Here is a 21,999-nt window from a genome sequence, read left to right as displayed (position 1 = left end):
TTTAACTTTTGCCTCAGCTATTACTACTATAATAAATCAAATTTAGAAAAAGAGTAGTGCATAGAGGAGTGATTATGTTGATGAAAATAGCTTTACATGTAAAAAGATACGTATGATGTTACGAGGTATCGGTTTCAAAATAGGCTTAACGCTTATCCCTTTGTTGTTGATTAGTTTTGGTGTGTTACAATTTTTCATTGTTGGGGAGTTCAAAAAATCTTCCCAACTTCAAAGTGAAAATAACCTCGATTTGCTCAGTCAATCTGTTTTTCAAACGGTGCGAGCTACGATGAATCTAGGCGATAGAGCATTGATTGAGAAGTCTTTGCACGAGGCTGGGCAGATGAAAGGCATTAAAGAGCTGAAAATTCATCAGTCTTTAGCGGTCATTGAGACGTTTGGCATAGAAGCAAAACCTTCCAATGATGAAGCTGTTGTTTCTATCTTCAAAAATCCCCACCCTCGCAATATCGAACTTGATGATGCACAGGGGCATCGTTTACGGCTTTTAAAACCACTTATTGCAGAAAAAGATTGTCTCTCTTGTCATCCAACCTCAAAAGAGGGCGATGTTTTAGGTGTGATGGATATGACCTTTTCATTTGATGCGATTGATGATTATATTTCGCAAATTAGTTGGAAATTGCTCACTATTTTCGTGCTGTCACTTTTAATAACATCGGTTTTAATCATGCTTGTTCTTAGACGTGTTGTGGGAAATCCATTGATACTTTTACGAGAGAGGGTGAGGGATTTAAGCGGTGGAAATGGTGATTTAAGAGCAAGGCTTAATATTCAAAGCAAAGATGAAATGGGAGATATCGCTCGTTTTATCAATCTTTTTATTGAAAAAATTCACTCCATTATTCTCACCTCTCAGGGTATTTCGCATCATGTCGAACATACGGGTGAAACGCTCAATCAAAATGCTGAAAGTTTTTCAAAGAGTGTAGGAGAACAAGCTCTCCAAATCGAACGCTCCTTTGGCTTGATGCAGAAAATTGAAGGACACTTGGAAGAATCAAAACGCTTAGCCCTTCATGCGGTAGAAGATAACAGTGCCTCTTTTAATGTGTTAGAAACCATGAGCCTTTCACTCAATGAGGTCGTTCAAAAAATCAATCTTGCCAGTGAGCATGAACAGACGATGGCACAACAGGTTCAAAGTGTGGTGACTCAAACCAATCAAATTAAGTCTGTTCTTGCGATGATTAAAGAGATCGCCGATCAGACCAACCTATTAGCGTTAAATGCCGCTATTGAAGCCGCACGGGCTGGGGAACATGGACGAGGCTTTTCGGTGGTAGCTGATGAAGTACGAAAGTTAGCTGAGCGTACACAAAAATCATTAGCGGAAATTGACGTTACGATTAGTGTGATCGTACAAGGCGTGACACAGTTGAGTTCACATATGGAAAATAACGCTGAAAATATTCATTTGATTTCAAGTCATGCTATCAAAGTCGAAGCTGAAACGCTTGAGACGAAAAAGCGTACGTTAGAATCTATGGATGACGCAAAAGAAGCCTCGGCAAAAGTTGTTGAGAGTGTTCAAATGACAACACAAATGATGGAACAGATGCAAAAAACACTTGCTTTATCACACAGCAATAAAGCGATTGCTTCAGAGTTCTCTGAAATTTCTCAAAAAATGTTGCAAACTTCTCTTCAACTCGAAGAGACGCTCTCAAGCTTTAAAGTGTAATGCAAAGGGCAGTTAAGCCTTTTGCATCATTTCTACTTTTTCTTCAATCAGCAGTAATTCTTCAATCAGAGGCTCTAAAGAAGCCTCTTTTTCTTCGAGTGTTTTTGAGAGCTGTGTGAGTCCAATATTTTGGTAACACGCTGGATTGGAAAGGCAGGCTTTAATCTCTTTGATTTCATCTTCTAAGGTTTGAATCTGCAAGGGGAGTGTTTCAAGCAGACGTTGCTCTTTGTAGCTCAGTTTAGTGGGTGGTGTCTCTTTGGTTTTTTGTGTTTTTGGCTCTTCTTTTGGTGTGTATTCAGATGTTTCCATCATCTCCAGCTCTTTAATCTCTTTTTCAATTTCCAAATATTCGCTGTAGCCTTGATAACTCTCTTCGACAACCCCTTCACCTTTAAAAACATAGAGCTTTTGGGCTATTTTATCGACAAAATAGCGGTCGTGACTGACAAAAATGACCGCTCCATTAAAACTTTGAATGTACTCTTCTAAAATGTTAATCGTTGGAATATCCAAATCATTGGTCGGCTCATCCAAAATAAGACAATCCACTTCTTGCGCAAAAAGGAGGGCTAAAGCGACACGATTTTTCTCACCACCGCTTAGTACACCCACTTTTTTATTTAAATCTTCTTTTGGAAAAAGGAAATTTTTGAGGTAACCAAAAACGTGCATATTTTTGCCCTTAACATCAACTCTATCACCGCCATTAGGACAAAAAGTTTCAATGAGGTCTTTGTTTTCATCCAGCATAGAGCGTTGTTGGTCAAAATAGCCAATTTTGAAATCACCTTTATTGAAAACACCGCTATCCACACTTAAATCCCCAAGGAGAATTTTTAAGAGTGTTGATTTTCCCGCTCCATTTTTCCCCACAATCGCAATACGGTCTTTTTGTAAAATACGGGTTGTAAAATCACGAATGAGAAGTTTATCGCCAAGTTTCTTCTGGATATTGTACATTTCAAAGAGCATTTTTTGTTTGTTTAGGATTTTCTCACCGTTAAAATTATGCTTTTCTCTCTCCAGTTCTAGTTTAAGTTTTTTCACCAAAGAGGGATTTTTTTTCGCATTTTCACGCAGTTCAAATACACGCTGTTTTCGACCTTCATTACGTTTAAGCCGTGCTTTGACGCCACGACGCAACCACTCTTCTTCGCCTTTGAGGTATTTGAGAAGATTTTCATGCTGTTTTTGAAGGGAGAGAATTAAAAGCTCTTTACATGTAAGATAATTTTCATAGCCTCCCTCAAAGCTACGCAAACTTCCCTCATCAATTTCAATCGTTCGAGTCGCCAAATGGTCGATAAAATAACGATCATGCGAGATAAAGAGCAGGGTAAATTTTCCCTTTAAAATCATCTCTTCTAAAAACTCAACCATGTAAACATCCAAATGGTTGGTTGGCTCATCCAACAATAAAATATCGGGCTTTTGCAAGATAAGCCCAGCTAGGGTCACACGGCGTTGTTCTCCTCCGCTGAGTAGATTGACATCGCTGTTTTCAAACTGTTTGAGATCAAACTCTTGTAAGACTTTTTCAATTTTTTCATCCAAACTCCATGCGTCGTGCATATCTAAAAACGTGGCAAGGTGGCTTTGTTCGTGTAAAAGGGCGTCATTATGAAAGTTTGATTCAAGCAGTGTTAAAATTTCATCGTAGCGAAGTTTGGCGTTTTTAAGCTCTTTTAATTCCTCTTCTATCGCCTCTTTGACATTCATACCCTCTTTAAAACGGGGTGTTTGGTCTAACATACCGACTTTAATATTTTTTTGCAAAATCCTTCGTCCCTCATCGGCTTCTAAAATGCCATAAACGATTTTCATGAGGGTCGATTTTCCGCCACCATTTTTTCCAATAATCGCTACACGCTCTCCTTCGTGGAGTGAAAAATCAACATTGGTTAAAATTTTCTGGGTTTCGTATGCTTTGTGTATTCCAATTAAATCTAACAGTGCCAAAGCGGTGCCTCATTTCATTTTTTGGGCGTATTATACCATGATGTCTTAGTGCACGAAAAGAGGAGGGAATGTCTATCACATTCCCTAAAAGCAAAGGATTTAAGAGCGGAATTGGTTGAGTTTGAGGTTGAGATTTTCAGCCAATTTAGAGAGGTGGTCTGCTGCGGAAGCTATCTCTTCAACACTTCTAGCGTTTTCACTGGTAATTGCATTGATATTAGTGACCATATTTACGATTTTGTCAGTATCTTGAGCTATTTTTTGTGAGTTGGTGGCACTGGTGGTGACACTTTGAACACTGGCTTGCATGACTTCAGTTGTCCCTACGATGGTCTTTTCAACCCCACTTGAAACGGTGGAGAGTCTTTGGATATTTTTAGCATTTTTGTTCATCTGCTCTGAAGAGTCAATGATGGATTGGACGATGATATTAATCGTTGCGTTAATCTCGGTTAAAGAGGATTGGGTACGTTCTGCTAACTTTCGCACTTCATCCGCAACAACGGCAAAGCCACGTCCATGTTCACCCGCACGTGCGGCTTCAATGGCGGCATTGAGTGCTAAAAGGTTCGTTTGGTCTGCGATATCGGAGATGACGGTGAGGATTTGTTTGACCTGTTCAGCATCGTGGCTCATTTGCTCTAGCTTTTGTGCTAAGGCGCTTTGTTCATCACTCGCAGATTCGACTTCGTTGCGAAGGGCAATGACTTCATGCTTAGCGTCTTCTAAACGTATTTGTGCTGTTGAAATTTCTATTTTCATCTCTTCAGAGAGTTTGCTGGTCTCTTGTACAAAGGTTTTAATGGTTGCAATCTCTGAAATGGTATTGGAAACGATGGTAGAGCTTTGCTCTGCATTACGTCCAATTTGCATACTTGTGGTACTGAGTTCATGGGAAACCGAAGCATTTTCATTGGAAGAGTGTTTGGCATCGACGATGGTATGCTCTAGGGCTTCAACCAAATGGTTAAAACTCTCAACAATTTCTTTAATTTCATTGGTTCTGTTATAAACAATGCGGAATTTCAACTCTTTTTTCTCAACAAAATGGGTGATGCTATCTCGAATAAGATGAACGCCCTCTAGGATATTTTTACGAATCATATACCCCACCACCATACAGGCAATAAAAACTGCAAGGGAGAGGAGAATCATCATCGTATTGGCATTATCTTTTGCAGAAGCTGCCTCTTTTGCTTTTTGCTGGGCAAGTTCTTGGTTAAAGATCATATGCTTATCCAAAGTTTGGGTAAAGGCTAATAAAGAGGGGCGGTTGGCATTAAGCATTTTTGTAGCTTCTTGTTTTTTATTGTCTAAGGAGAGTTTCATTACGTTTTCTAAGATAGTATAAGCTTTTGCAAGAGTTTCTCTATCTTTTGCAAGGAGTGTTTTATCTTCATCGTTAGAGAGCATAGTTTCGTAGCTACTGAGCCCTTTGTCGATCTCTTGTTTGACTTTTTGAATCGCCTCTTCTTCTTTTTTCATACTTTGCATATCTTCAGCAGAGATGTGTTCCCATATATCGAAGCGTAAACTAGCACCGTTTTGCATCACTTCATTGAGTAGGTCAATACTAGGTAAAGAGTTAATATTGGCATAGTTTGTCTCCTCATAAACCGTATTCATTTTACTAAAGCCTATAAAAAAGACACCAAAGATACCCAACGTCATAATGAAGAGCATCATATACAGCTGTTTAGAAAGATTCATAAAAACCCCTTTTTTGATTGAAGATAGCATTTTAATCTCATAATCCTAATAAAAGACTAAACCCTTTTACATGTAAACTATTTTTCTAGGCGCATTGTAACGTTTGAGTGTTGTATATGTGTTACATGATTTATCAAATATTGAAAAAAAGTTGCTATGATTTCACCTTATTGAGATAAAGAAGGATTGTAAACGATGGTATGGATAGTGATTGCGCTGTATATGTGTTACAGTGGCATTAGACTTTATGTTGCTTTGTTGGAAATAGGGCATGTGAAAAAGGCTAAAGCATTGCCACCTGTTATTCTCTCTGCACAAAATTATGAAAAAGCAGCAGAGTATAAGATAGCAACACAAAAATTTGCACTTGCAAGTATTGTGTATGAAACCTTGCTTTTTATGGGCTGGGTTGGCTTTGGTATTGCTTTTGTGAATGAGCTTGTGGTTTTAGAGAATGCTTTGTTGCATTCAGTTGTGGTTGTCATGCTTTTTATAGCGATGAATTATCTCTTGATGCTCCCTTTTGAGATATACCAAACGTTTGGGTTAGATAAAGCGTTTGGTTTTTCAACGATTGATGGTCGTACCTTTTTGTTTGACCAAATCAAAGCTGCTGGAATGTTTTTGGTTTTTGGCGGGGCATTCTTTTGGGCGATGAGTGCGATTATGGCGTACTTTACCTACTGGTGGGTGTATGGCTTTTTGTTCTCTTTGGGGGTTATTTTATGTATCAATATGATTTATCCTATTTTTATTGTCCCGATGTTTAATAAACTCACCCCTTTGGAAGATGAGAGTTTAAAAAGTTCTATTGAAGCGCTACTGAAACGTGCGGGGCTTAAGAGCAGTGGGGTATTTAGTTTGGATGCAAGTAAGCGTGACAATCGGCTTAATGCCTATTTTGGAGGTTTAGGAAGTTCCAAACGGGTGGTGTTGTTCGATACATTGATAGCTAAACTTGAAAAACAAGAACTTCTAGCAGTCTTAGGACATGAGTTAGGACATTTTAAGCACAAAGATATTCTTAAAAATATCGCCTCAAGTGCGGTGATGTTGCTTGTGATGTTTGCACTCTTTGGCAATCTTCCTCAAACTCTTTTTGATGCTTTACATGTAAAAAAAGAAGCGGGAAGTGTCATGATACTTTTTTTATTACTCTCCCCATTGGTTTCGTTTATCTTTATGCCACTTTTTGGACTCGTGAGTCGCTACAATGAGTATAGGGCGGATGCGTATGGAAGTGAGTGTGAGAGTAAGGAGGCATTGTGTTCCGCACTGGTCAAACTTGCCGATGAAAACCGAAGTTTTCCTTATGCGCATCCTTTGAGTATTGTGCTTTATTTTACGCATCCTCCATTGTTACAGCGTCTTGAAAAATTGGGAATGCCTCTATTAAAGGGAGATGCGTGAAAATTAAAGAGATTTTGCAGATGGGGGCTGAATGTTTAAAAGAAGTAACTCCTATCCCTCAAAAAGAGGCCATGTTACTCTTAGGCGAAATGCTTCAAAAAGAGATGAGTTGGCTGGTTGCGCACAGTGATGATGAGATGATGCCAAATGAGTGGTGGCACAGTGCGCTTAAAAGACGTGCACGGTATGAGCCTTTAGAGTATATTTTAGGAAGAGCCTCTTTTTATGACAGAGAATTTGAGGTCGATGCACGTGTGCTCATTCCTAGACCTGAGACGGAAATTTTGGTGGATAAAGCAGTTGAACTTGCCAAAACTCTGCCCAAAGAGGCACATATTGTTGAGATTGGATGTGGCAGTGGGATTATTAGTATTATGTTGGCTTTGATGCTTCCTGATGTTAAAATCACAGCGGTTGATATTTCAAACGAGGCGTTACATGTAAGTCAGAAAAATGCTGTGAAACATGGCGTTTCAAAGAGAATCGCATTTGTGCAGGGGAGTTATTTGGATGGTGTATCTGAGCCTATTGATATGATAGTCTCTAATCCTCCTTATATTGCAAATCATGAAGCTTTAGAGGAAAATCTTTCCTATGAGCCATCCCTAGCACTTTTTGGAGGAGTAAGGGGTGATGAGATGTTGTGTCATATTATGGATCTTTTTTGTGAGCGGAAGGTTAAAGTGCTTGCCTGTGAAATGGGGTACGATCAGCGTTATGCCATCATGGATTATGCCAAGCAAAAAGATTTGGTGGTAGATTTTTATCAAGATTTAGCAGGGCTAGATCGTGGATTTTGGATAAAGGAGAAGAGATGAAAGGTTTGACGTTGCTCTATTTGGGGTTATTGGGAATTGCAATTGGTGTAGAAATTGCGGCGGGTGCTTTGGTTGCTCCTGTTATTTTCTTTCCCCAAGACTATTTAGGGGAAGGTGTTTTAAGCCATTTTCAAAGTGGAATTTTAATGACGCAGGTTTTTTTAAAGATGAATATTTTAATAGGTTTTGTCGCACTGTATAGCATGATTTATGAAGTACAAGTGATGATGATGCGCAAGAATTTTGATCTTTTTTCTCTCTTGAGCTCTTTAGTGGTAACGATTGCTACGGGACTTTTTCTTTTTTATTACACTCCGTTTATTGTTCATGCACAACATATGGGTGCTGAGCAGACAGCCACAGAAATTTTTTATAAGATGCATAAACAAAGTGAGTTGGTGATTAAAATCTTAATGATTGCACAGTTAGGACTTTTTGTAAGGCGAGGATGGTTATTAGCAAAGCGCTAAAAAAGGGGAGATAAGAAGCGCAAAGCTTCTTATTTTTTTTTAAGAGGGTTGGGTAAAAGTTAGTCCATTTGATGGCGGATAAAGGTTGGAATGTCAAGATAATCATCTTGTCCTTCATAGCCACCACTTACTTTTTTCATACGTAAAATACGCTCTTTTTTAATTGCTTCTTGATTGCTATTGAGCATTTTAAGCTCTTTAACTTCTGCTTTATTTTCAAAACCTGTTGCTACAATCGTAACTTTGACACTGTTCTCTGCCATATGATCATCGGTTGTTGTACCAAAAATAACATCCGCATCTTCATCCGCACAATCCATAATAAGCCCCATCGCATTACTAATTTCAGTAATAGGGTAGGTTGGAGGGATGTGGAAATGAACGAGTACGCCTAAGGCTCCATTGATAGACATATTATCAAGCAATGGTGACTCAATAGCACTTTTAATCGCTTCCATCGCCGCATCTTCACCAGTACTCTCACCAATACCCATGAGTGCCATACCACGATGACTCATAACCGTTTGAACGTCTGCAAAGTCAACGTTAATGTCACTTTGTCCAGAGGAAAGCACGACTAAACTCATACCGCCAACCGCACGGCTTAAGACGTCATCAACGATTTTAAAGCTATCTTTAATACCAAATTTTGCATCCACAATCGAGAGCAATTTATCATTGGGGATGATTACAATAGAATCACTCTCTTTGCGAAGCTCATTGATACCAATGTCTGCAAGTTTAGCTCTTTTTTTACCTTCAAATAAAAATGGACGTGTAACAACCGCAACCGTTAATGCCCCCACTTCTTTCGCTGCTTGTGCAACGACAGGTGCTGCACCTGTGCCTGTACCACCACCAAAACCTGAAGCGATAAAGACGATATCTGCTTTTTCGAGGGAACTTTTAATCTCTTCATAACTCTCTAATGCGGATTCACGACCCACATCTGGGCGCATACCCGCACCCAATCCTTTGCGACCTAATTGGATTTTTGTTTTTGCTAAACAGTGCTCAAGGGCTTGTGCGTCCGTGTTTGCAGCAATGAGTTCAATGCCATTAACACCTTCTCGTACCATGTGGTTAATCATATTACCACCGCCACCACCAACACCGATAACTTTAATTTTAGCCCCATAAACACATTTTGTTTCTTCTATGCTAAATCCATTCATCCCTCTTACCCCTCTTAAAATAATTGTGTTAATCTATTCCATAGTTTAGAGCCAAACCCTTCACTATGTTCTTCTTGGATATTCGCAAGATCTTTGAGTTTTTCCTTTGCGTTCTCCACAGGAAGTGCTGTTGGTGTTTCATTTTCTTCTGGTAGATCATCATCAAACAAGGTTTCTTGATGATGATGACGATTTGGTTCTATTGTCTCATTTTTATAGCGTAACTTTTTATTAGAATCAATCTCATAGGGCGTAAAATACCCCCCACCGTATAAAATGAGACCAATCGCTGTTGCATAACTTGGATCTCTGAGTGTCTCAAAGAGTCCATCAACATCTTTAGGTTTGGCAATACGAATAGGCATATTATCAAAAATAGCAGAAGCCAATTCTCGAATCCCTTCTAATTTTGTCATACCACCTGTTAAAACAACACCCGCACCAATTTGTTCTTTAAAACCACTGTCTTCAAGTGCTTTTGCTAAAATCATAAGGGTCTCTTCAACACGTACATAAATGACATTAGAAACAATGTTGAGCGAGACTTCATGGGTTGAACCATCATCACCAATAACAGGAAGTTCGATAAGTTCATTAGAATTTCCCTTTAGGGAGCCATAATTGATTTTTATCTCTTCTGCTGCGCTAAGGGGTGTGTGTAAGGCTGTTGAAAGGTCATTGGTAATATTGAGTGAGCCTACACCTAAATAGTCATTAAAACGCATCGAGTTACCCGCATGAATCATAATATCACACGTTGCACCACCCATATCAATAACGGCAACACCGAGTTCTCTTTCATCATGATTTAATACGGAAATAGCTGAGGCATAACAGCCTAAAACAATGTTATCAATTTCAACACCTGCTGATTTGACTGCTTTTTTAAGATTGCTCAGCGATGATTTTTGTACAGTGATAATATGTACTTGAACTTCAAGACGTGCTCCATTCATTCCTAATGGGTCTTCGATAAACTCTTGGTCATCGACTTTAAAGTTGTATGGAAGTACATGGAGTTTTTCATATTCATTAGGAATATTGGCATTGTGGTCTGCCATTTGCATCGCGCGATTAATTTCTTTAATGCCAATATCACGATTAGGAATATTGACAATACCGCTACTATCAACACTTTTCGTGTAAGCACCCGAAATAGAAACAATCACTTTTTCGTATTGTGTTCCAGCAACTCTTTTGGCATCATTAAGCGCACTGCGAATCGATTTTGAAGCGAGGTCAATATTAGTGATAATACCTTTTTTAAGACCTTGAGACTTCGAAATACCTGCCCCTAAGATTTTAATGTCACCATCATCGTTTTTTTGAGCAATAATAGCGCAAATCTTGGTTGAACCAATGTCAATACCTAAAATTGTAGTGCTCAACTATTTTCCTTTGTAATATTGCTCGACTTTATAAGTCGCAGCGAGTTTCTTAATAAGATTTTGGTTTAACTCTTTTTGTTTCATTTGTGAAACATTATCACTAATCAAACTAACATGTTGTTTGATTTTATCAGAGTTAAGCAACTTTTGTTCCAAAATCTCGTAAACAATGGCTTTGTCATCAATAATTTTATAACCTTTTTTGGCTGTGTTATCAAAAACGTGACTTAAAAACTCTGCGCTTTTCGCTTCATTGAGTCCAGCGATTGATTTGACAGAATCTCTGCTAACAAAACCAATATCGTTACCTTTAAATTGTTCTACTTTTGCGTGTGCTTTTTTCTCTAAAGCTTCTTCTTTAAGTGTTTTTAAGAGGTCATTTGAAGCCTCTTTTTTTGCCATTTCGTAAGACATCGGTTCAGGAAATTTGATCTCTTTAACACGGATAACAACATATTGGTTATTGATAATGACAGGTTTTAAGACTTCATCTTTGGCTGCAATTTGGATTTTATCCATTGGGAAGAGGCTGTCTGTATCATACACAACTTTTGTTTCAGTGGCATTTATTTCGCCTTTTTTAAAGGCTAAAAAACTCTCCAATGCACTTTTTTTATCGTTTTTAAGACGTAAATCAATGGCAAGTTTCTCTTTCGCCTCTTCAAAAAGCATCAATTTTCCATCGGCATGTTGGTAATTGTGTTTTTCTTCAGCATAAAAGGCTTCCAATGTCTTGTCATCAAAAGGGGTTTTTGAAGGAGGCAAGTTAAGCAGTTCAAGGGTATAACTTTTTTGCGTTAAGTAGTTTGCTTTATTTTTTTCCCAATAGGCTTTGATTGCCTCTTCGTCTGCGCTGACTTCATTGGCATTTAGGCTAATAGTCTCAATCGCAAGACGATCTTCCATAAAAAAGGCTGAAGCAAACATCTCAATCTCTTTATCAGAAGCGGGAAGTTTGAAAATATTTTCTAGTTTGGTATGTAAGATTTCTTTGGCAAGTTCATGCTCATAATCATTGGGTTTAATGCGGTTTGATTTCAAAATAGTATAGTAGAGTTCTTTGTTGAAAACACCATTTTCTTGGAAGTTTGGATTGTTTTTAAGACGTTCCATTGTCTCTTCTTTACTCACCAATAACCCTAATTCATCTGCGTAGTTTAGCAGAAGTGTTTGATTGATTAAGCTACTCATCACAATTTTATCTAAACCCATTTGTTCTGCTTGTTCTTGGGTGAGTTGTCCTTGAAGAAGGTTGTTGTAAAAATTGTAGTGACTTGCGTAAGCGGATTGAAATTCTTGAACGGAGATTGTTCTATTTCCTACTTTTGCAACGGATGCTGCTCTGTCTTGATTTAAATCATAAGCCCCCCATCCAACAAAACCAGCACCGACAAACGCTATTGTACTAATCCAGATGGTGACCACTAGGTATTTTTTGTGACGTTGCATCCACGTAATCATTCTTACCCTTTGTTAACTTTGTATTTTGTTATAATTCTAGCCGTATAGTTATTAAATAACGATAAATTCGCTCTCATTTCCTAACAAAAAAGGTTTATTCACGTATGAAAAAAGATTGTTTAATTGAAGAAGATTTGAAATATATTTGGCATCCATGCACCCAAATGAAAGACCACGAGACGCTTCCTCTTGTTCCCATCAAAAAAGGAGAAGGCGTTTATCTGTATGATTTTGAAGATAACGCTTATATTGATGGTGTTAGTTCATGGTGGGTTAATCTTTTTGGGCATTGTCATCCCTATATCAATCAAAAAGTAAAAGAGCAGATTGATACGCTTGAACATGTGATATTTGCAGGTTTTACGCATGAACCTATCATTCAACTTTCACAACGTTTGTGTGCGCTTGCTCCAAAAGGATTGCAAAAGTGTTTTTATGCGGATAATGGCTCTAGTGCGATTGAAGTGGCACTTAAAATGAGCTTTCAATACCATAAAAATAGAGGCGAAAAACGTCCTTTTTTTGTCTCCCTCTCTAATAGCTATCATGGCGAGACCATAGGCGCTTTAGCCATAGGCGATGTCAAACTCTATAAAGAGATTTTTGAAGATATTTTACTCCAAACCCTACAAGCCCCCGTTCCAAAAGATCAAAGTGAAGAGGCCGCTCGTGAGGCAGCGCTGGGGCTTGAAAAAGTGTTTCAGGCGTATGAAGGAAAAGTTGCTGCGTTTATTATTGAACCCTTGGTGCAGTGTGCGGGGGGAATGCATATGTATCATCCACTCTACATCACACTTGCTCGCAAACTGTGTGATAGCTATGACATTCACCTCATTGCCGATGAAATCGCTGTTGGCTTTGGGAGAACAGGGAAAATGTTTGCGTGTGAGTATGCAGGTGTTAGTCCTGATTTTATGACACTCTCTAAAGGGCTAACGGGAGGTTATCTTCCTCTCTCAGTAGTCTTAACCACGCAAAAGGTTTATGAGGCTTTTTATGGTGATTATGTAGAATTTAAGGCTTTTTTGCACTCCCATAGCTATACAGGAAATCCTTTAGCGTGCAGTGCGGCCAATGCAACGTTAGATATTTTTGAGCAAGAGTCTATTTTAGAAAAAAATGAGGAAAAAATAGCGTTTATTGCTGAGCAATTAGAGCGTTTTAAAGCACTTCCTAACGTACAAACTATTCGTCAAACAGGCATGATAGCAGCGGTTGAACTTAAAGAATACCCCATTGATTTTCGGGTCAATCTCAAAATCTTTGAGTATGCCATGAAAAAGGGAGTCATCCTTAGACCTTTGGGAAATATTGTCTATTTTATGCCCCCTTATGTTATTACATGTAAAGAGATTGAGCGGATGATGGATGTGGCGTATGAGGCGATTGTAAGTGTTAATGATTTATAATAAACTTCTTGCAAAACTCATTTTGTAAGAAGAAAAAGCACCAAAGGTGCGTGGGCATTCCGTCTAGGAAAACCCAGTGTTAACGTAGCCTTTAGAGCTTTGCTTTAAAGGTGTGTCAAGAGTTCTGTAAGAACTCTAATAAAATAGACATTTTAACGAAGGATTTTGCGTGAACATTCCCCATATTCCCGTACTTTTAGAAGAGGTTAAAGCGGCTTTTTCTAATATCTCTGATGGCGTTATTATTGATTGTACGCTTGGATATGGCGGGCATAGTGAAGCACTTTTAGAACAAAATCCACATATACGGCTAATTGGGTGCGATCAAGATGAAGAGGCATTAGCGTTTAGCAAAAAGCGTTTGGAGCGTTTTGGTGAGCGTGTTATGTTTCATCATGGAAATTTTGCCTCTGTTATTGCTCAGTACGCACATTTACCGATTCGTGGTATCTTAGCGGATATTGGGGTTTCTTCTTTGCAACTCGATAAAAAAGAGCGTGGATTTGCTTTTGATTCAGAGGTGCTTGATATGCGGATGAATCCCCATCAATCACTGAGCGCTTATGAAGTGGTTAATCACTACACAAAAGAACAACTTGAGTTTATTTTTAGGGAATATGGCGAAATTCATGCGTATCAAAAGATGGCGCAACTGATGTGTGAGGCACGCCTCAAAGCGCCTATACAAAGTGCTAAAGAGCTCTCTTTTCTTGCTCAAAAAATACCAGGTAAAAAGAGTATTCACCCCGCAACACTTCTTTTTCAAGCGATTCGTATCGAGGTCAATAACGAATTGGGTGTGTTAACACAGCTCTTAGAGAGCATTCAAAACGCTGGTTTTACGCAGTGTATCGTAGGGATTATTTCGTTTCATTCCTTAGAAGATCGTATTGTGAAACAGACCTTTAAATTTTGGAGTCAAAACTGTATCTGCCCGCCACACGTCATGCGTTGCATGTGTGGTAATAACCATGCGTTAGGAAAAATTATCAGTAAAAAGCCCATAGAAGCTTCACCTTTAGAGCTTAAAAAAAATCCACGAAGTAGAAGTGCAAGGCTTCGTGTGTTTAAGATAGAAGGGTAAAAATGGACGATAAAAATGAGCTTTTAGAGCAGTACGATGCGGAACAAAAAATTGAAAAAAATCTTGATTTTCGTTTTTTATTGTTAATCTATTTGGTCATGGGCGTCGGATTTTTAGTGATATTGCCAAAAATTTACATTAAAAATCAAATTTATTATATGAGCCGTGATATCAATAAGCTTTATGGTGAATACTCCATTCTCAAAGAAGAGAACCGCATTTTAAAGCAAAATTTGGAAAATATGCGCTTTAAAAACCAAATTTTAGACACCATTTATATCGAATAATACGTTTTACATGTAAAGAATTTTGAGGAGTGAGCATGCCACAAGAGATGGTAATCATAGCTGTTTTAGTCCTATTTCTAGGAATGATGGTGGCTTTTGGCTTTTGGATGAAAGCGTTGTTAGATGGAAAAGAACAGGCTTTGCGTGACATGTACGTAAAATTTGAACAGTTGAGTGCGGAAAATTTACGTTTAAACATGCATAACGCCAAACTAAACGCTGAGATAGAAGCACAAAAAGAGGGCAATGCCAGACTTAAAGTTGATTTGGATGAGCAAGGTAAAAAGCTAGAGTTAAAGCTCAATGCTATTATGGAAACGCACCTAGAACACAAACTCCAAAAACTCGATACTGCCTCCACAAAATCGCTTGAAACGCTTCTAAAACCGTTTAAAGAAAATCTCGATACCTTTAAAAAAAGTGTAGAAACCTCCCAAGAATCGAGCATCAAAAAATTTGCAGAACTCTCCAAAGAGATAGAACTGGTCGCAAGGGCTGGGATGAATATCTCCAAAGAAGCGGAAAACCTCACCAAAGCCTTAAAAGGCAAAAAACAAGCGCAAGGCAGTTGGGGTGAGATGATATTGGAGAGTGTTTTGGAGTACTCAGGACTTATCAAAGGGGTGCATTACGAGACACAAGAGAGTTACAAAGATGAAGAAGGGCGCACCAAACGCCCCGATGTGGTGATTAAGCTCCCTCAAGAGCGCACCATTATTATCGACTCAAAAGTCTCATTGAACAGTTACGATGAGCTGATTCGAGCGCAAAGTGATGAAGAGAAAAGCATCGCTTCTAAAGCACTCTCTTTGGCGTTTCGTGAACACATTGACACGCTTGATAGCAAAGACTATGCGCATTATAAACAAGGAACGCTTCAATACGTTTTTATGTTTGTGCCCATTGAGGGAGCCTTTTCTGTGGCAATTCATGAAGACCCAAAACTCTACGAATATGCCTTGCGTAAACACATCGCCATCGTCAATCCTTCAACGCTGACCGTTTCACTTCGTACGATTTATCTCTACTGGCAAAGCGAACAATCCAGCACTCTAGCTTCAAAGCTTTTTGAAGAAGCAGGGAAGATGTACGACAAAATGGTCGGCTTTGCGGAGAGTTTTAAAAAAGTGGGAACACAGCTTCAAACCCTCAATAATAGCTATGAGAGTGCACACAAACAGCTCAGTGAAGGTTCTGGCAATATCTTAGGACGTGTGGAGAACTTAAAGCGTTTGGGTGCAAAAGCAACCAAAAATCTTAAAGATGCGAAGATAGAGTATCAAGATTTTTCAACCGATATGGAGCTGATTGAAGAGAAATAAGCGTTACATGTAAAGGTTATTTCTCGAATAAAATAGCAATATACCGTTTTGCCCACAATCCAAAAATAATCAACCATAATCCCGCAACACTTAAAATGGCGTGAAAATAACCATACGCAGGGAAGAGTCCCGCCATAATTCTAAGAAGCGTCATGACTTGAATCAGCCCGAAAAGGAAAATCGCATAGGTATCCGCTTTGGGGATACGCCCTGAATGTCCTAAAATGACTCGTGTCCCAAAGCCTATGAGAACGGTTGTAAAATAGCCAAGAGCCAGTGTGTGTAGAGGAGATTTTTCTACGTAAATGGGCGCTCCTAAAAGAGCACTAAAGTCTTGAATGACAAACAGCCCAAATCCCACAGGCACCCACCAAATCGAGAGAAATAAAACCCATAAAATCGCAGGAGCTTTTGAAAATGGCAAGTCCCATTTTATAAGCTCGTACGTAATTACTCCAAATAAAAACGCATCTGCAACAAACGCATTGAACTCTAAGGTTTCAAGAAAAACTTTGCTGAGCAGTCCTAAAAATAAGACACTCAAAAAATGAGGGCTTTTGTGAATGGTATAGCCTAAAACAGCATTTGAAGCAAAAAAAGGCATCATTTTTTGTGAAACACTCATAACAATAAAAAAGGTATAAAGATAAAAACTTACCCCTAAAGCAGCCGCATACAAAGGCAAAAAAATATCCATCATAAACAACAGTTGTCCTGCAACGCCAGAAGCAAAACCAACCAACATCCATGTCGTATCTTTTTTATGAGTCACACGACTTTTGGTTTGCATATCAAGCAGTAACAAAAAGAGTTTAAGATAGCCTATAAGAATGATACCAATAGGCGCTAGTAGAGCGATTTCTGAGACAAAGGATAGTCCTAGAAAGAGAAAAGCACTACCATTGATAAGCCAAACGATAGGCAAATACTCTTTTTGAGAAACTGGAGGCATGGAGAGATAGCGTGGAAATGTTGTCAGTAAAAACCCTGCAAAGAACTGTGTAAAGACGATAAAAATGAGTGTGTACGCATGGTAAAGCTTTAGTGCTATTTCTACATGTAACAGCCCTCCATAGTTAAGCCCTAAAAGAGCAATAAAGAGAATACTTTGAACAATCCCCGCAAAAAAGAAGATGCGATGGGGGTGTGCTTTTAGGTTCTGGAAGGGTGTTGTTGACGAAATATGTGTTGTAAAAATCATTGTAAGCCCTTAGCGCATTATGAAAAGGTATCGTATCTTATTTTTTGGTCAAAAAACCTTGACTTAAGTCTAGGGATTGATACCATTTTGAAATATTTTTAATGGTGTACTATAAATAGCGCTAGAATGAGTCAAAATCTTTACATGTAAGAGGAAAACTCAAATGGAAAAGCAAAATGTCGTTCTATACACTGACGATTTGGGGCACGTGAGTTTAGAAGTTACTTTGGAGCATGAGACTCTTTGGCTCAATCAAGCTCAGATAGCTGAACTATTTGGCACAAAGCAACCAGCTATATCAAAGCATTTAAGCAATATCTTTAAATCAGGAGAATTGGATAAAAATTCAGTTCATTCCATTTTGGAATATACTGCCAACGATGGGAAAACATACGAAACATCGTTTTATAATTTAGACGCTGTGCTCTCTGTTGGATATAGGGTTAATTCTAAAAATGCAACGCAGTTTCGCATTTGGGCAAGTAAAATCCTCAAAGAGTATCTCATCAAAGGTTATGCCATCAACCACCAACGCATCAACGCTCAAAGCCTGAGTGAACTCACCGCCACGATGGAGTTAGTGCGAAAAAGCATCGAAACAAAAGAGCTGAGTAGCAACGAAGCCAAAGGCTTGCTTGACATCATCAACAACTACGCCAAAACATGGGCATTGCTTCAAGGCTACGACTCAAATGCACTTCATGCGCTACAAGGCAAATGGAGAACCAAAGATAAACGATAACGCTTTAGTTTCATTAGCACTTTTGGTAGCATCAAGTGACTCTTCGCAAAAAGAGTTGATGGTTAAACTTATCGTCAATCTTTTAAGTGAAACAGACTAAAATACGTTTACATCTAAAGATGATGCTAAAGAAATGAATGGTTTTCTTATTTTAAAAAAAACTTAAAACAGTAAAGGTTTTATTATGGATTTTTTAGTTTATATTGATAAATTTTTAGTCTGGTTGATGCAAAAATTAAAACAGTTACATCTTTTAATTATGAATAAAATTAGTTATGGCGTAACAGATAATCCAAACAAATATGAAGCATTAATTCCCAATGAAAATGCAGATGAAGATGGACAATATTCCCAAGCGTTATTATATGCACTAAAGACACTCAAAGTAAACAACATTGCTATTTCTGGTGCTTATGGTTCAGGAAAAAGTAGTTTTTTAAGAACCTTTGAAAAAAAGAATGACGTAGATTGGAATTATCTTCATGTTTCGCTAGCGACATTTAAAGACTTAACAGGAAAAGTTCCCACGGATGAGGATAAACAACTTGTCGAAAAAAGTATTTTACAACAAATTTTTTATAAGGAATGTGACAAAACTATTCCCTATTCACGGTTTAAACGAATCAAAAATCTTAAAAAATCTTTTCTTATTCTACACGTAGTTGCCATAGTTTTTTTCTTATCTTATGTTTTTTCAATCTATTTTCCTACCAAAGCAAGTGCCTTTCTTCAGGTATCACAAGCTGATTTTATTAGCGCATTGAATGAATCTAAAATGTTATTTTTGTTCATTGTCTTACCCATAGGCTTGTATTATTTTTATCAATTTATCAAATACCTATCAAATTTAAAAATAAGTAAATTCAATCTCAAAAATGGAGAAATGGAAGTTGCTAACAAAGATAAAGCTTCCATCTTAAATGAACATTTAGATGAGATTTTGTATTTTTTCCAAGTGACACAGTTTAACGTGGTTGTCGTTGAAGATTTAGATAGGTTTGACAATACAGAAATTTTTATAAAATTGCGAGAGCTTAATACACTACTCAATAATTCAAAAGATGTAGGACGACGTATTATCTTCATATATGCAATTAAGGATGATATGTTTATAGATAATAAAGATCGAACGAAATTTTTTGATTTTATCTTGCCTATTATCCCTTATATTAATTCAACAAGCTCTTACCAAAAAATGAAAGAAAAATTTAAAGGTGAAAAGGTTAGTGATGATTTTTTAAGAGATATTGCACTTTATATTGATGAAATGAGGCTTTTAATCAACATTCACAATGAATATAAGTTGTACAAAAATAAAATTGGAAATTCTGAGTATTTTTCTGCTGAAAAGCTGTTGGCGATGATTATATATAAAAACTTTTATCCCAAGGATTTTGCATTGTTGCACAAGGGAGAAGGTAGTTTATATACAATTTTTAGTAAGAGATTAAGTTGGATTTTGTCTTTATCCAATGATGTTACACAAAAGAAGCATGAGAAAAACGATGAAATAACTAAGAGAAAAGAGTTGCTAGCACAAGAGAGACAAAAAACTGTTGAAGAGCTTCGGATGGTGTACCTTCTTAAAATTTATCAAAAAGTTGATTCTACGCAGTTTAATATTAATAATAGTCGATATTTTAATATATCAGATATTTCAAATCAAGTACAAGCAAACATATTTGAAGAGCTTATAAATACTCAAAATATCGATCGGCGTTATTCTTTTGCTGATATTGAAAAAGATGTTAATAATACGCATACGTATAGAGAAAGAGAAAAGCTTATATTAGAAATGAGCGATGAAAAGCTGGAACTTTTAAAAAAAGAATTGGAAGTACTTTCCGCTGAAGAGCATAAAATTAAAAAGTATTCTATTAGTGATCTTTCTAAAACAACAATTTCAGACGAAATTTTTTTGGTAATAAAAGATGAATCTCTCTTAAAATATCTTATTCGTGAAGGGTATATCGACGACGAGGATTATCATTGGTATATTTCGCACTTTTTTGAAGGAAGTTTGACATACAAAGATAGAGAGTTTGTCCTAGCTGTCAAAGATGGAAAAATGTTTCCTACTGATTTTGAATTAACCAATAAAAAAGAGATTGTTTTGCATCTTAAAGAGAGCGAATTTAACTCCAAAGCAATCTTAAATTATAACTTAGTGGAGTATTGTGTTCAAAAAAGAGAAGAGAACTTCTTAAAGGATAAGTTTGGCTCGTTATTTAAAAAGCTAGCAGATGAAAGTGAGGAATCACGAGAGTTTGTTTTATCTTTTGTATTAGTGACGGTTGAAAGTGCTTTTTTTGTTAAAAAGATAGCTACTCTTTGGAAAAACTTGTGGTTTTATATTGCTAATGAAAGCAATGTAACTCAAGAGAAAAAAGAGGAGTATTTTAAACTTTTGTTTCAGTATTTAAGTGTCAAAGAACTTGTTACCCTTAACATTGAACAGTCATTAAAACTATATCTTCAAAATAACGAAACGCTAGAGAAATATACAGAATCTGATAATAAAAAATTTCAAAGCCTCATTGAATCTCTGAATGTGAAATATGGTTATATCGAAAATCCAACAGATAATCCACCGTTGTTTAATTTTATTTATGAAGAAAATCTTTATGCGCTTAACGAAAAGATGATAAATCAAGTTGCCTATGTAAAAGGTAAACCTGAGCGTGAACTTTCAGAAGCGTTAAAAACAGCTCATCTAACGACCCTAAAAACGACTTATGCTTCCAAGTTGGTTGAGTACATTGGACAAAACATCAATGAATACATCGAAAATGTCTTCTTGAAAATAGAAACAAATACGCAAGAATCTGAAGATGTGGTTATCGAATTACTCAATAACGAGGACGTTAAGAAAGAAAATAAACTAAAAATTATTCAAAAAGAAGTAGTCCAAATTGAAGATGTTTCAAAATTAAATGATAAAGAAATTTGGGAAAATGTATTTTCTCTTAATAAAGCTACTCCAACATGGGATAATGTTTTGTACTACTATCAAGAAGCAAATGAGTTAAATAAGACGCTTACTGATTTTTTTAATGAAGAAGAAAATTATAGTGAACTCTCAAAAAACAAAATGAATAATGAATCAACCTTTACACAAGAAGTATTACAAAGATTTTCGGAAGTGATTTTGTTATCAAATGAAATTTCAGATACTGCGTATGAGTTTATCGTAAAAGGCATTTGGTTTTTTGGATGGTCAAATTTGAAAATAAATAATTTGTCTGTGAAAAAAGTTGATATTTTGTTGGAGAATAAAAAATTAAAATTGGCACAGGAAAATCTTGATAATTTAAGAGAATATTGTGTTGATAAAGTCATTGTGTTAATAGAAAGTTTTAAAAATGAGTTATTGGAAAAGATAGATGAATTTGAATTACACATTAGTGACTATCAACAAATTTTAAATTCTCAAAAATTTACTGTGGATGAAAAATTATTTTTTATGGAAAAAGCTGATACATCAGTTTTTGAGAATCAAGAATTAGCAATAAGTACAAATAATCTTTATATTAAAAATTCAAAACAAATGCCAATGGCTTTATTTGAAGTCTTATTTGAAAAAAGTGCTTTGAAAGAATCTTTGGAAATTTTAACATTACACATACCTTATTTGGAACTTGAAAAGATAAGTGAATATCTCACTCAACTTGATAATCCATATTCTGATTTAAGCCAGAAAGGGGCAAAACCAATAGAATTTGAGGCTAGTGACCTCAATCAAGCACTAATTGAAGCGTTAGACAATAAAAGGTATATTTCAACAAGTTCTCTAAAAAAGAATAAAATTATTGTTAATAGAAAAAGAGCTTAATAACGTTTACATGTAAACATTTC

The 21,999-nt window shown here is 36.9% G+C and carries 16 protein-coding genes; 10 read left to right on the top strand and 6 right to left on the bottom strand.

The annotated features are described in order from the left end of the window. Positions 1-112 precede the first annotated feature (112 nt). Positions 113-1,705, top strand: a complete 1,593-nt coding sequence (locus SDEL_RS07250; protein WP_012857203.1) for a methyl-accepting chemotaxis protein — start codon at positions 113-115, stop codon at positions 1,703-1,705. Between the two features lie 12 nt (positions 1,706-1,717). On the opposite strand, the gene SDEL_RS07245 is transcribed toward SDEL_RS07250, so the two are convergent. After that, positions 1,718-3,667, bottom strand: coding sequence for an ABC-F family ATP-binding cassette domain-containing protein (locus SDEL_RS07245; protein ID WP_012857202.1), 1,950 nt, complete (start codon positions 3,665-3,667; stop codon positions 1,718-1,720). Positions 3,668-3,766: 99 nt separating this feature from the next. Then, positions 3,767-5,377: a methyl-accepting chemotaxis protein gene (locus SDEL_RS07240; protein ID WP_041666341.1), complete on the bottom strand. Its 1,611-nt coding sequence runs from the start codon at positions 5,375-5,377 to the stop codon at positions 3,767-3,769. A gap of 195 nt (positions 5,378-5,572) precedes the next feature. On the opposite strand from SDEL_RS07240, the gene SDEL_RS07235 reads away from it, so the two are divergent. Genes SDEL_RS07235 through SDEL_RS07225 form a run of 3 tightly spaced genes read left to right on the top strand, consistent with a single transcriptional unit; the run spans position 5,573 to position 8,075 of the window. Continuing rightward, positions 5,573-6,787, top strand: coding sequence for a M48 family metallopeptidase (locus SDEL_RS07235; protein WP_012857200.1), 1,215 nt, complete (start codon positions 5,573-5,575; stop codon positions 6,785-6,787). Further along, positions 6,784-7,605, top strand: coding sequence for a peptide chain release factor N(5)-glutamine methyltransferase (gene prmC, locus SDEL_RS07230; RefSeq protein WP_012857199.1), 822 nt, complete (start codon positions 6,784-6,786; stop codon positions 7,603-7,605). The genes SDEL_RS07235 and prmC overlap by 4 nt, the downstream gene beginning before the upstream one ends. Further along, positions 7,602-8,075 carry a DUF4149 domain-containing protein gene (locus tag SDEL_RS07225; protein ID WP_012857198.1) on the top strand — a complete coding sequence of 158 codons (474 nt, stop codon included), beginning with the start codon at positions 7,602-7,604 and terminating at the stop codon, positions 8,073-8,075. The genes prmC and SDEL_RS07225 overlap by 4 nt, the downstream gene beginning before the upstream one ends. Before the next feature lie 59 nt (positions 8,076-8,134). Here the strand turns inward: SDEL_RS07225 and ftsZ are convergent, their stop codons facing one another. From ftsZ to SDEL_RS07210, 3 genes are read right to left on the bottom strand one after another with little or no spacing between them, the layout of a single operon-like run. After that, entirely contained in the window at positions 8,135-9,250 is a 1,116-nt protein-coding gene (gene ftsZ, locus SDEL_RS07220) for a cell division protein FtsZ (protein WP_012857197.1), read from the bottom strand. A 14-nt stretch (positions 9,251-9,264) separates the two neighbouring features. Beyond that, a complete protein-coding gene (gene ftsA, locus SDEL_RS07215) occupies positions 9,265-10,638 on the bottom strand; it encodes a cell division protein FtsA (RefSeq protein ID WP_012857196.1) in 1,374 nt (457 codons plus the stop codon). Further along, positions 10,639-12,099: a peptidylprolyl isomerase gene (locus SDEL_RS07210; RefSeq protein ID WP_012857195.1), complete on the bottom strand. Its 1,461-nt coding sequence runs from the start codon at positions 12,097-12,099 to the stop codon at positions 10,639-10,641. Positions 12,100-12,203: 104 nt separating this feature from the next. Between SDEL_RS07210 and SDEL_RS07205 the strand changes: the two genes are divergently transcribed. The 4 genes from SDEL_RS07205 (at position 12,204) to SDEL_RS07190 (ending at position 16,201) form a co-directional block, all read left to right on the top strand. Continuing rightward, a complete protein-coding gene (locus SDEL_RS07205) occupies positions 12,204-13,508 on the top strand; it encodes an adenosylmethionine--8-amino-7-oxononanoate transaminase (RefSeq protein WP_012857194.1) in 1,305 nt (434 codons plus the stop codon). 169 nt (positions 13,509-13,677) lie between these two features. Beyond that, on the top strand, positions 13,678-14,592 hold the full coding sequence (rsmH, locus tag SDEL_RS07200) for a 16S rRNA (cytosine(1402)-N(4))-methyltransferase RsmH (protein WP_012857193.1): 915 nt from the start codon (positions 13,678-13,680) through the stop codon (positions 14,590-14,592). 2 nt (positions 14,593-14,594) lie between these two features. After that, positions 14,595-14,879, top strand: a complete 285-nt coding sequence (locus SDEL_RS07195) for a hypothetical protein (protein WP_012857192.1) — start codon at positions 14,595-14,597, stop codon at positions 14,877-14,879. A 35-nt stretch (positions 14,880-14,914) separates the two neighbouring features. After that, positions 14,915-16,201 carry a DNA recombination protein RmuC gene (locus SDEL_RS07190; protein ID WP_012857191.1) on the top strand — a complete coding sequence of 429 codons (1,287 nt, stop codon included), beginning with the start codon at positions 14,915-14,917 and terminating at the stop codon, positions 16,199-16,201. A 16-nt stretch (positions 16,202-16,217) separates the two neighbouring features. Here SDEL_RS07190 and SDEL_RS07185 read toward each other — a convergent pair whose 3' ends face one another. After that, positions 16,218-17,402 carry an NnrS family protein gene (locus SDEL_RS07185; protein ID WP_012857190.1) on the bottom strand — a complete coding sequence of 395 codons (1,185 nt, stop codon included), beginning with the start codon at positions 17,400-17,402 and terminating at the stop codon, positions 16,218-16,220. A gap of 163 nt (positions 17,403-17,565) precedes the next feature. Here SDEL_RS07185 and SDEL_RS07180 point away from each other — a divergent pair, with 163 nt between their 5' ends. Both SDEL_RS07180 and SDEL_RS07175 read left to right on the top strand, forming a co-directional pair. After that, positions 17,566-18,144: a virulence RhuM family protein gene (locus SDEL_RS07180; protein WP_012857189.1), complete on the top strand. Its 579-nt coding sequence runs from the start codon at positions 17,566-17,568 to the stop codon at positions 18,142-18,144. Between the two features lie 184 nt (positions 18,145-18,328). Then, the gene (locus SDEL_RS07175) at positions 18,329-21,976 is read left to right on the top strand and encodes a YobI family P-loop NTPase (RefSeq protein WP_012857188.1); all 3,648 of its coding nucleotides are present in this window, start codon (positions 18,329-18,331) and stop codon (positions 21,974-21,976) included. Positions 21,977-21,999 lie beyond the last annotated feature (23 nt).

It is taken from the genome of Sulfurospirillum deleyianum DSM 6946 (assembly GCF_000024885.1).
GTDB classification, from domain to species: domain Bacteria; phylum Campylobacterota; class Campylobacteria; order Campylobacterales; family Sulfurospirillaceae; genus Sulfurospirillum; species Sulfurospirillum deleyianum.
The sequence above is the reverse complement of the archived record's forward strand: the minus strand, read 5'-3'. Positions and strand labels throughout refer to the sequence as shown.

What these genes read in the sequence shown, in the direction of transcription:
- ftsZ (WP_012857197.1), bottom strand. Translation starts at nt 9,250, where the DNA reads ATGAATGGATTTAGCATAGAAGAAACAAAATGTGTTTATGGGGCTAAA.
- SDEL_RS07190 (WP_012857191.1), top strand. Translation starts at nt 14,915, where the DNA reads ATGCCACAAGAGATGGTAATCATAGCTGTTTTAGTCCTATTTCTAGGA.
- SDEL_RS07185 (WP_012857190.1), bottom strand. Translation starts at nt 17,402, where the DNA reads ATGATTTTTACAACACATATTTCGTCAACAACACCCTTCCAGAACCTA.
- SDEL_RS07235 (WP_012857200.1), top strand. Translation starts at nt 5,573, where the DNA reads ATGGTATGGATAGTGATTGCGCTGTATATGTGTTACAGTGGCATTAGA.
- SDEL_RS07210 (WP_012857195.1), bottom strand. Translation starts at nt 12,099, where the DNA reads ATGATTACGTGGATGCAACGTCACAAAAAATACCTAGTGGTCACCATC.
- SDEL_RS07205 (WP_012857194.1), top strand. Translation starts at nt 12,204, where the DNA reads ATGAAAAAAGATTGTTTAATTGAAGAAGATTTGAAATATATTTGGCAT.
- SDEL_RS07240 (WP_041666341.1), bottom strand. Translation starts at nt 5,377, where the DNA reads ATGAATCTTTCTAAACAGCTGTATATGATGCTCTTCATTATGACGTTG.
- SDEL_RS07250 (WP_012857203.1), top strand. Translation starts at nt 113, where the DNA reads ATGATGTTACGAGGTATCGGTTTCAAAATAGGCTTAACGCTTATCCCT.
- SDEL_RS07225 (WP_012857198.1), top strand. Translation starts at nt 7,602, where the DNA reads ATGAAAGGTTTGACGTTGCTCTATTTGGGGTTATTGGGAATTGCAATT.
- SDEL_RS07195 (WP_012857192.1), top strand. Translation starts at nt 14,595, where the DNA reads ATGGACGATAAAAATGAGCTTTTAGAGCAGTACGATGCGGAACAAAAA.
- SDEL_RS07180 (WP_012857189.1), top strand. Translation starts at nt 17,566, where the DNA reads ATGGAAAAGCAAAATGTCGTTCTATACACTGACGATTTGGGGCACGTG.
- SDEL_RS07175 (WP_012857188.1), top strand. Translation starts at nt 18,329, where the DNA reads ATGGATTTTTTAGTTTATATTGATAAATTTTTAGTCTGGTTGATGCAA.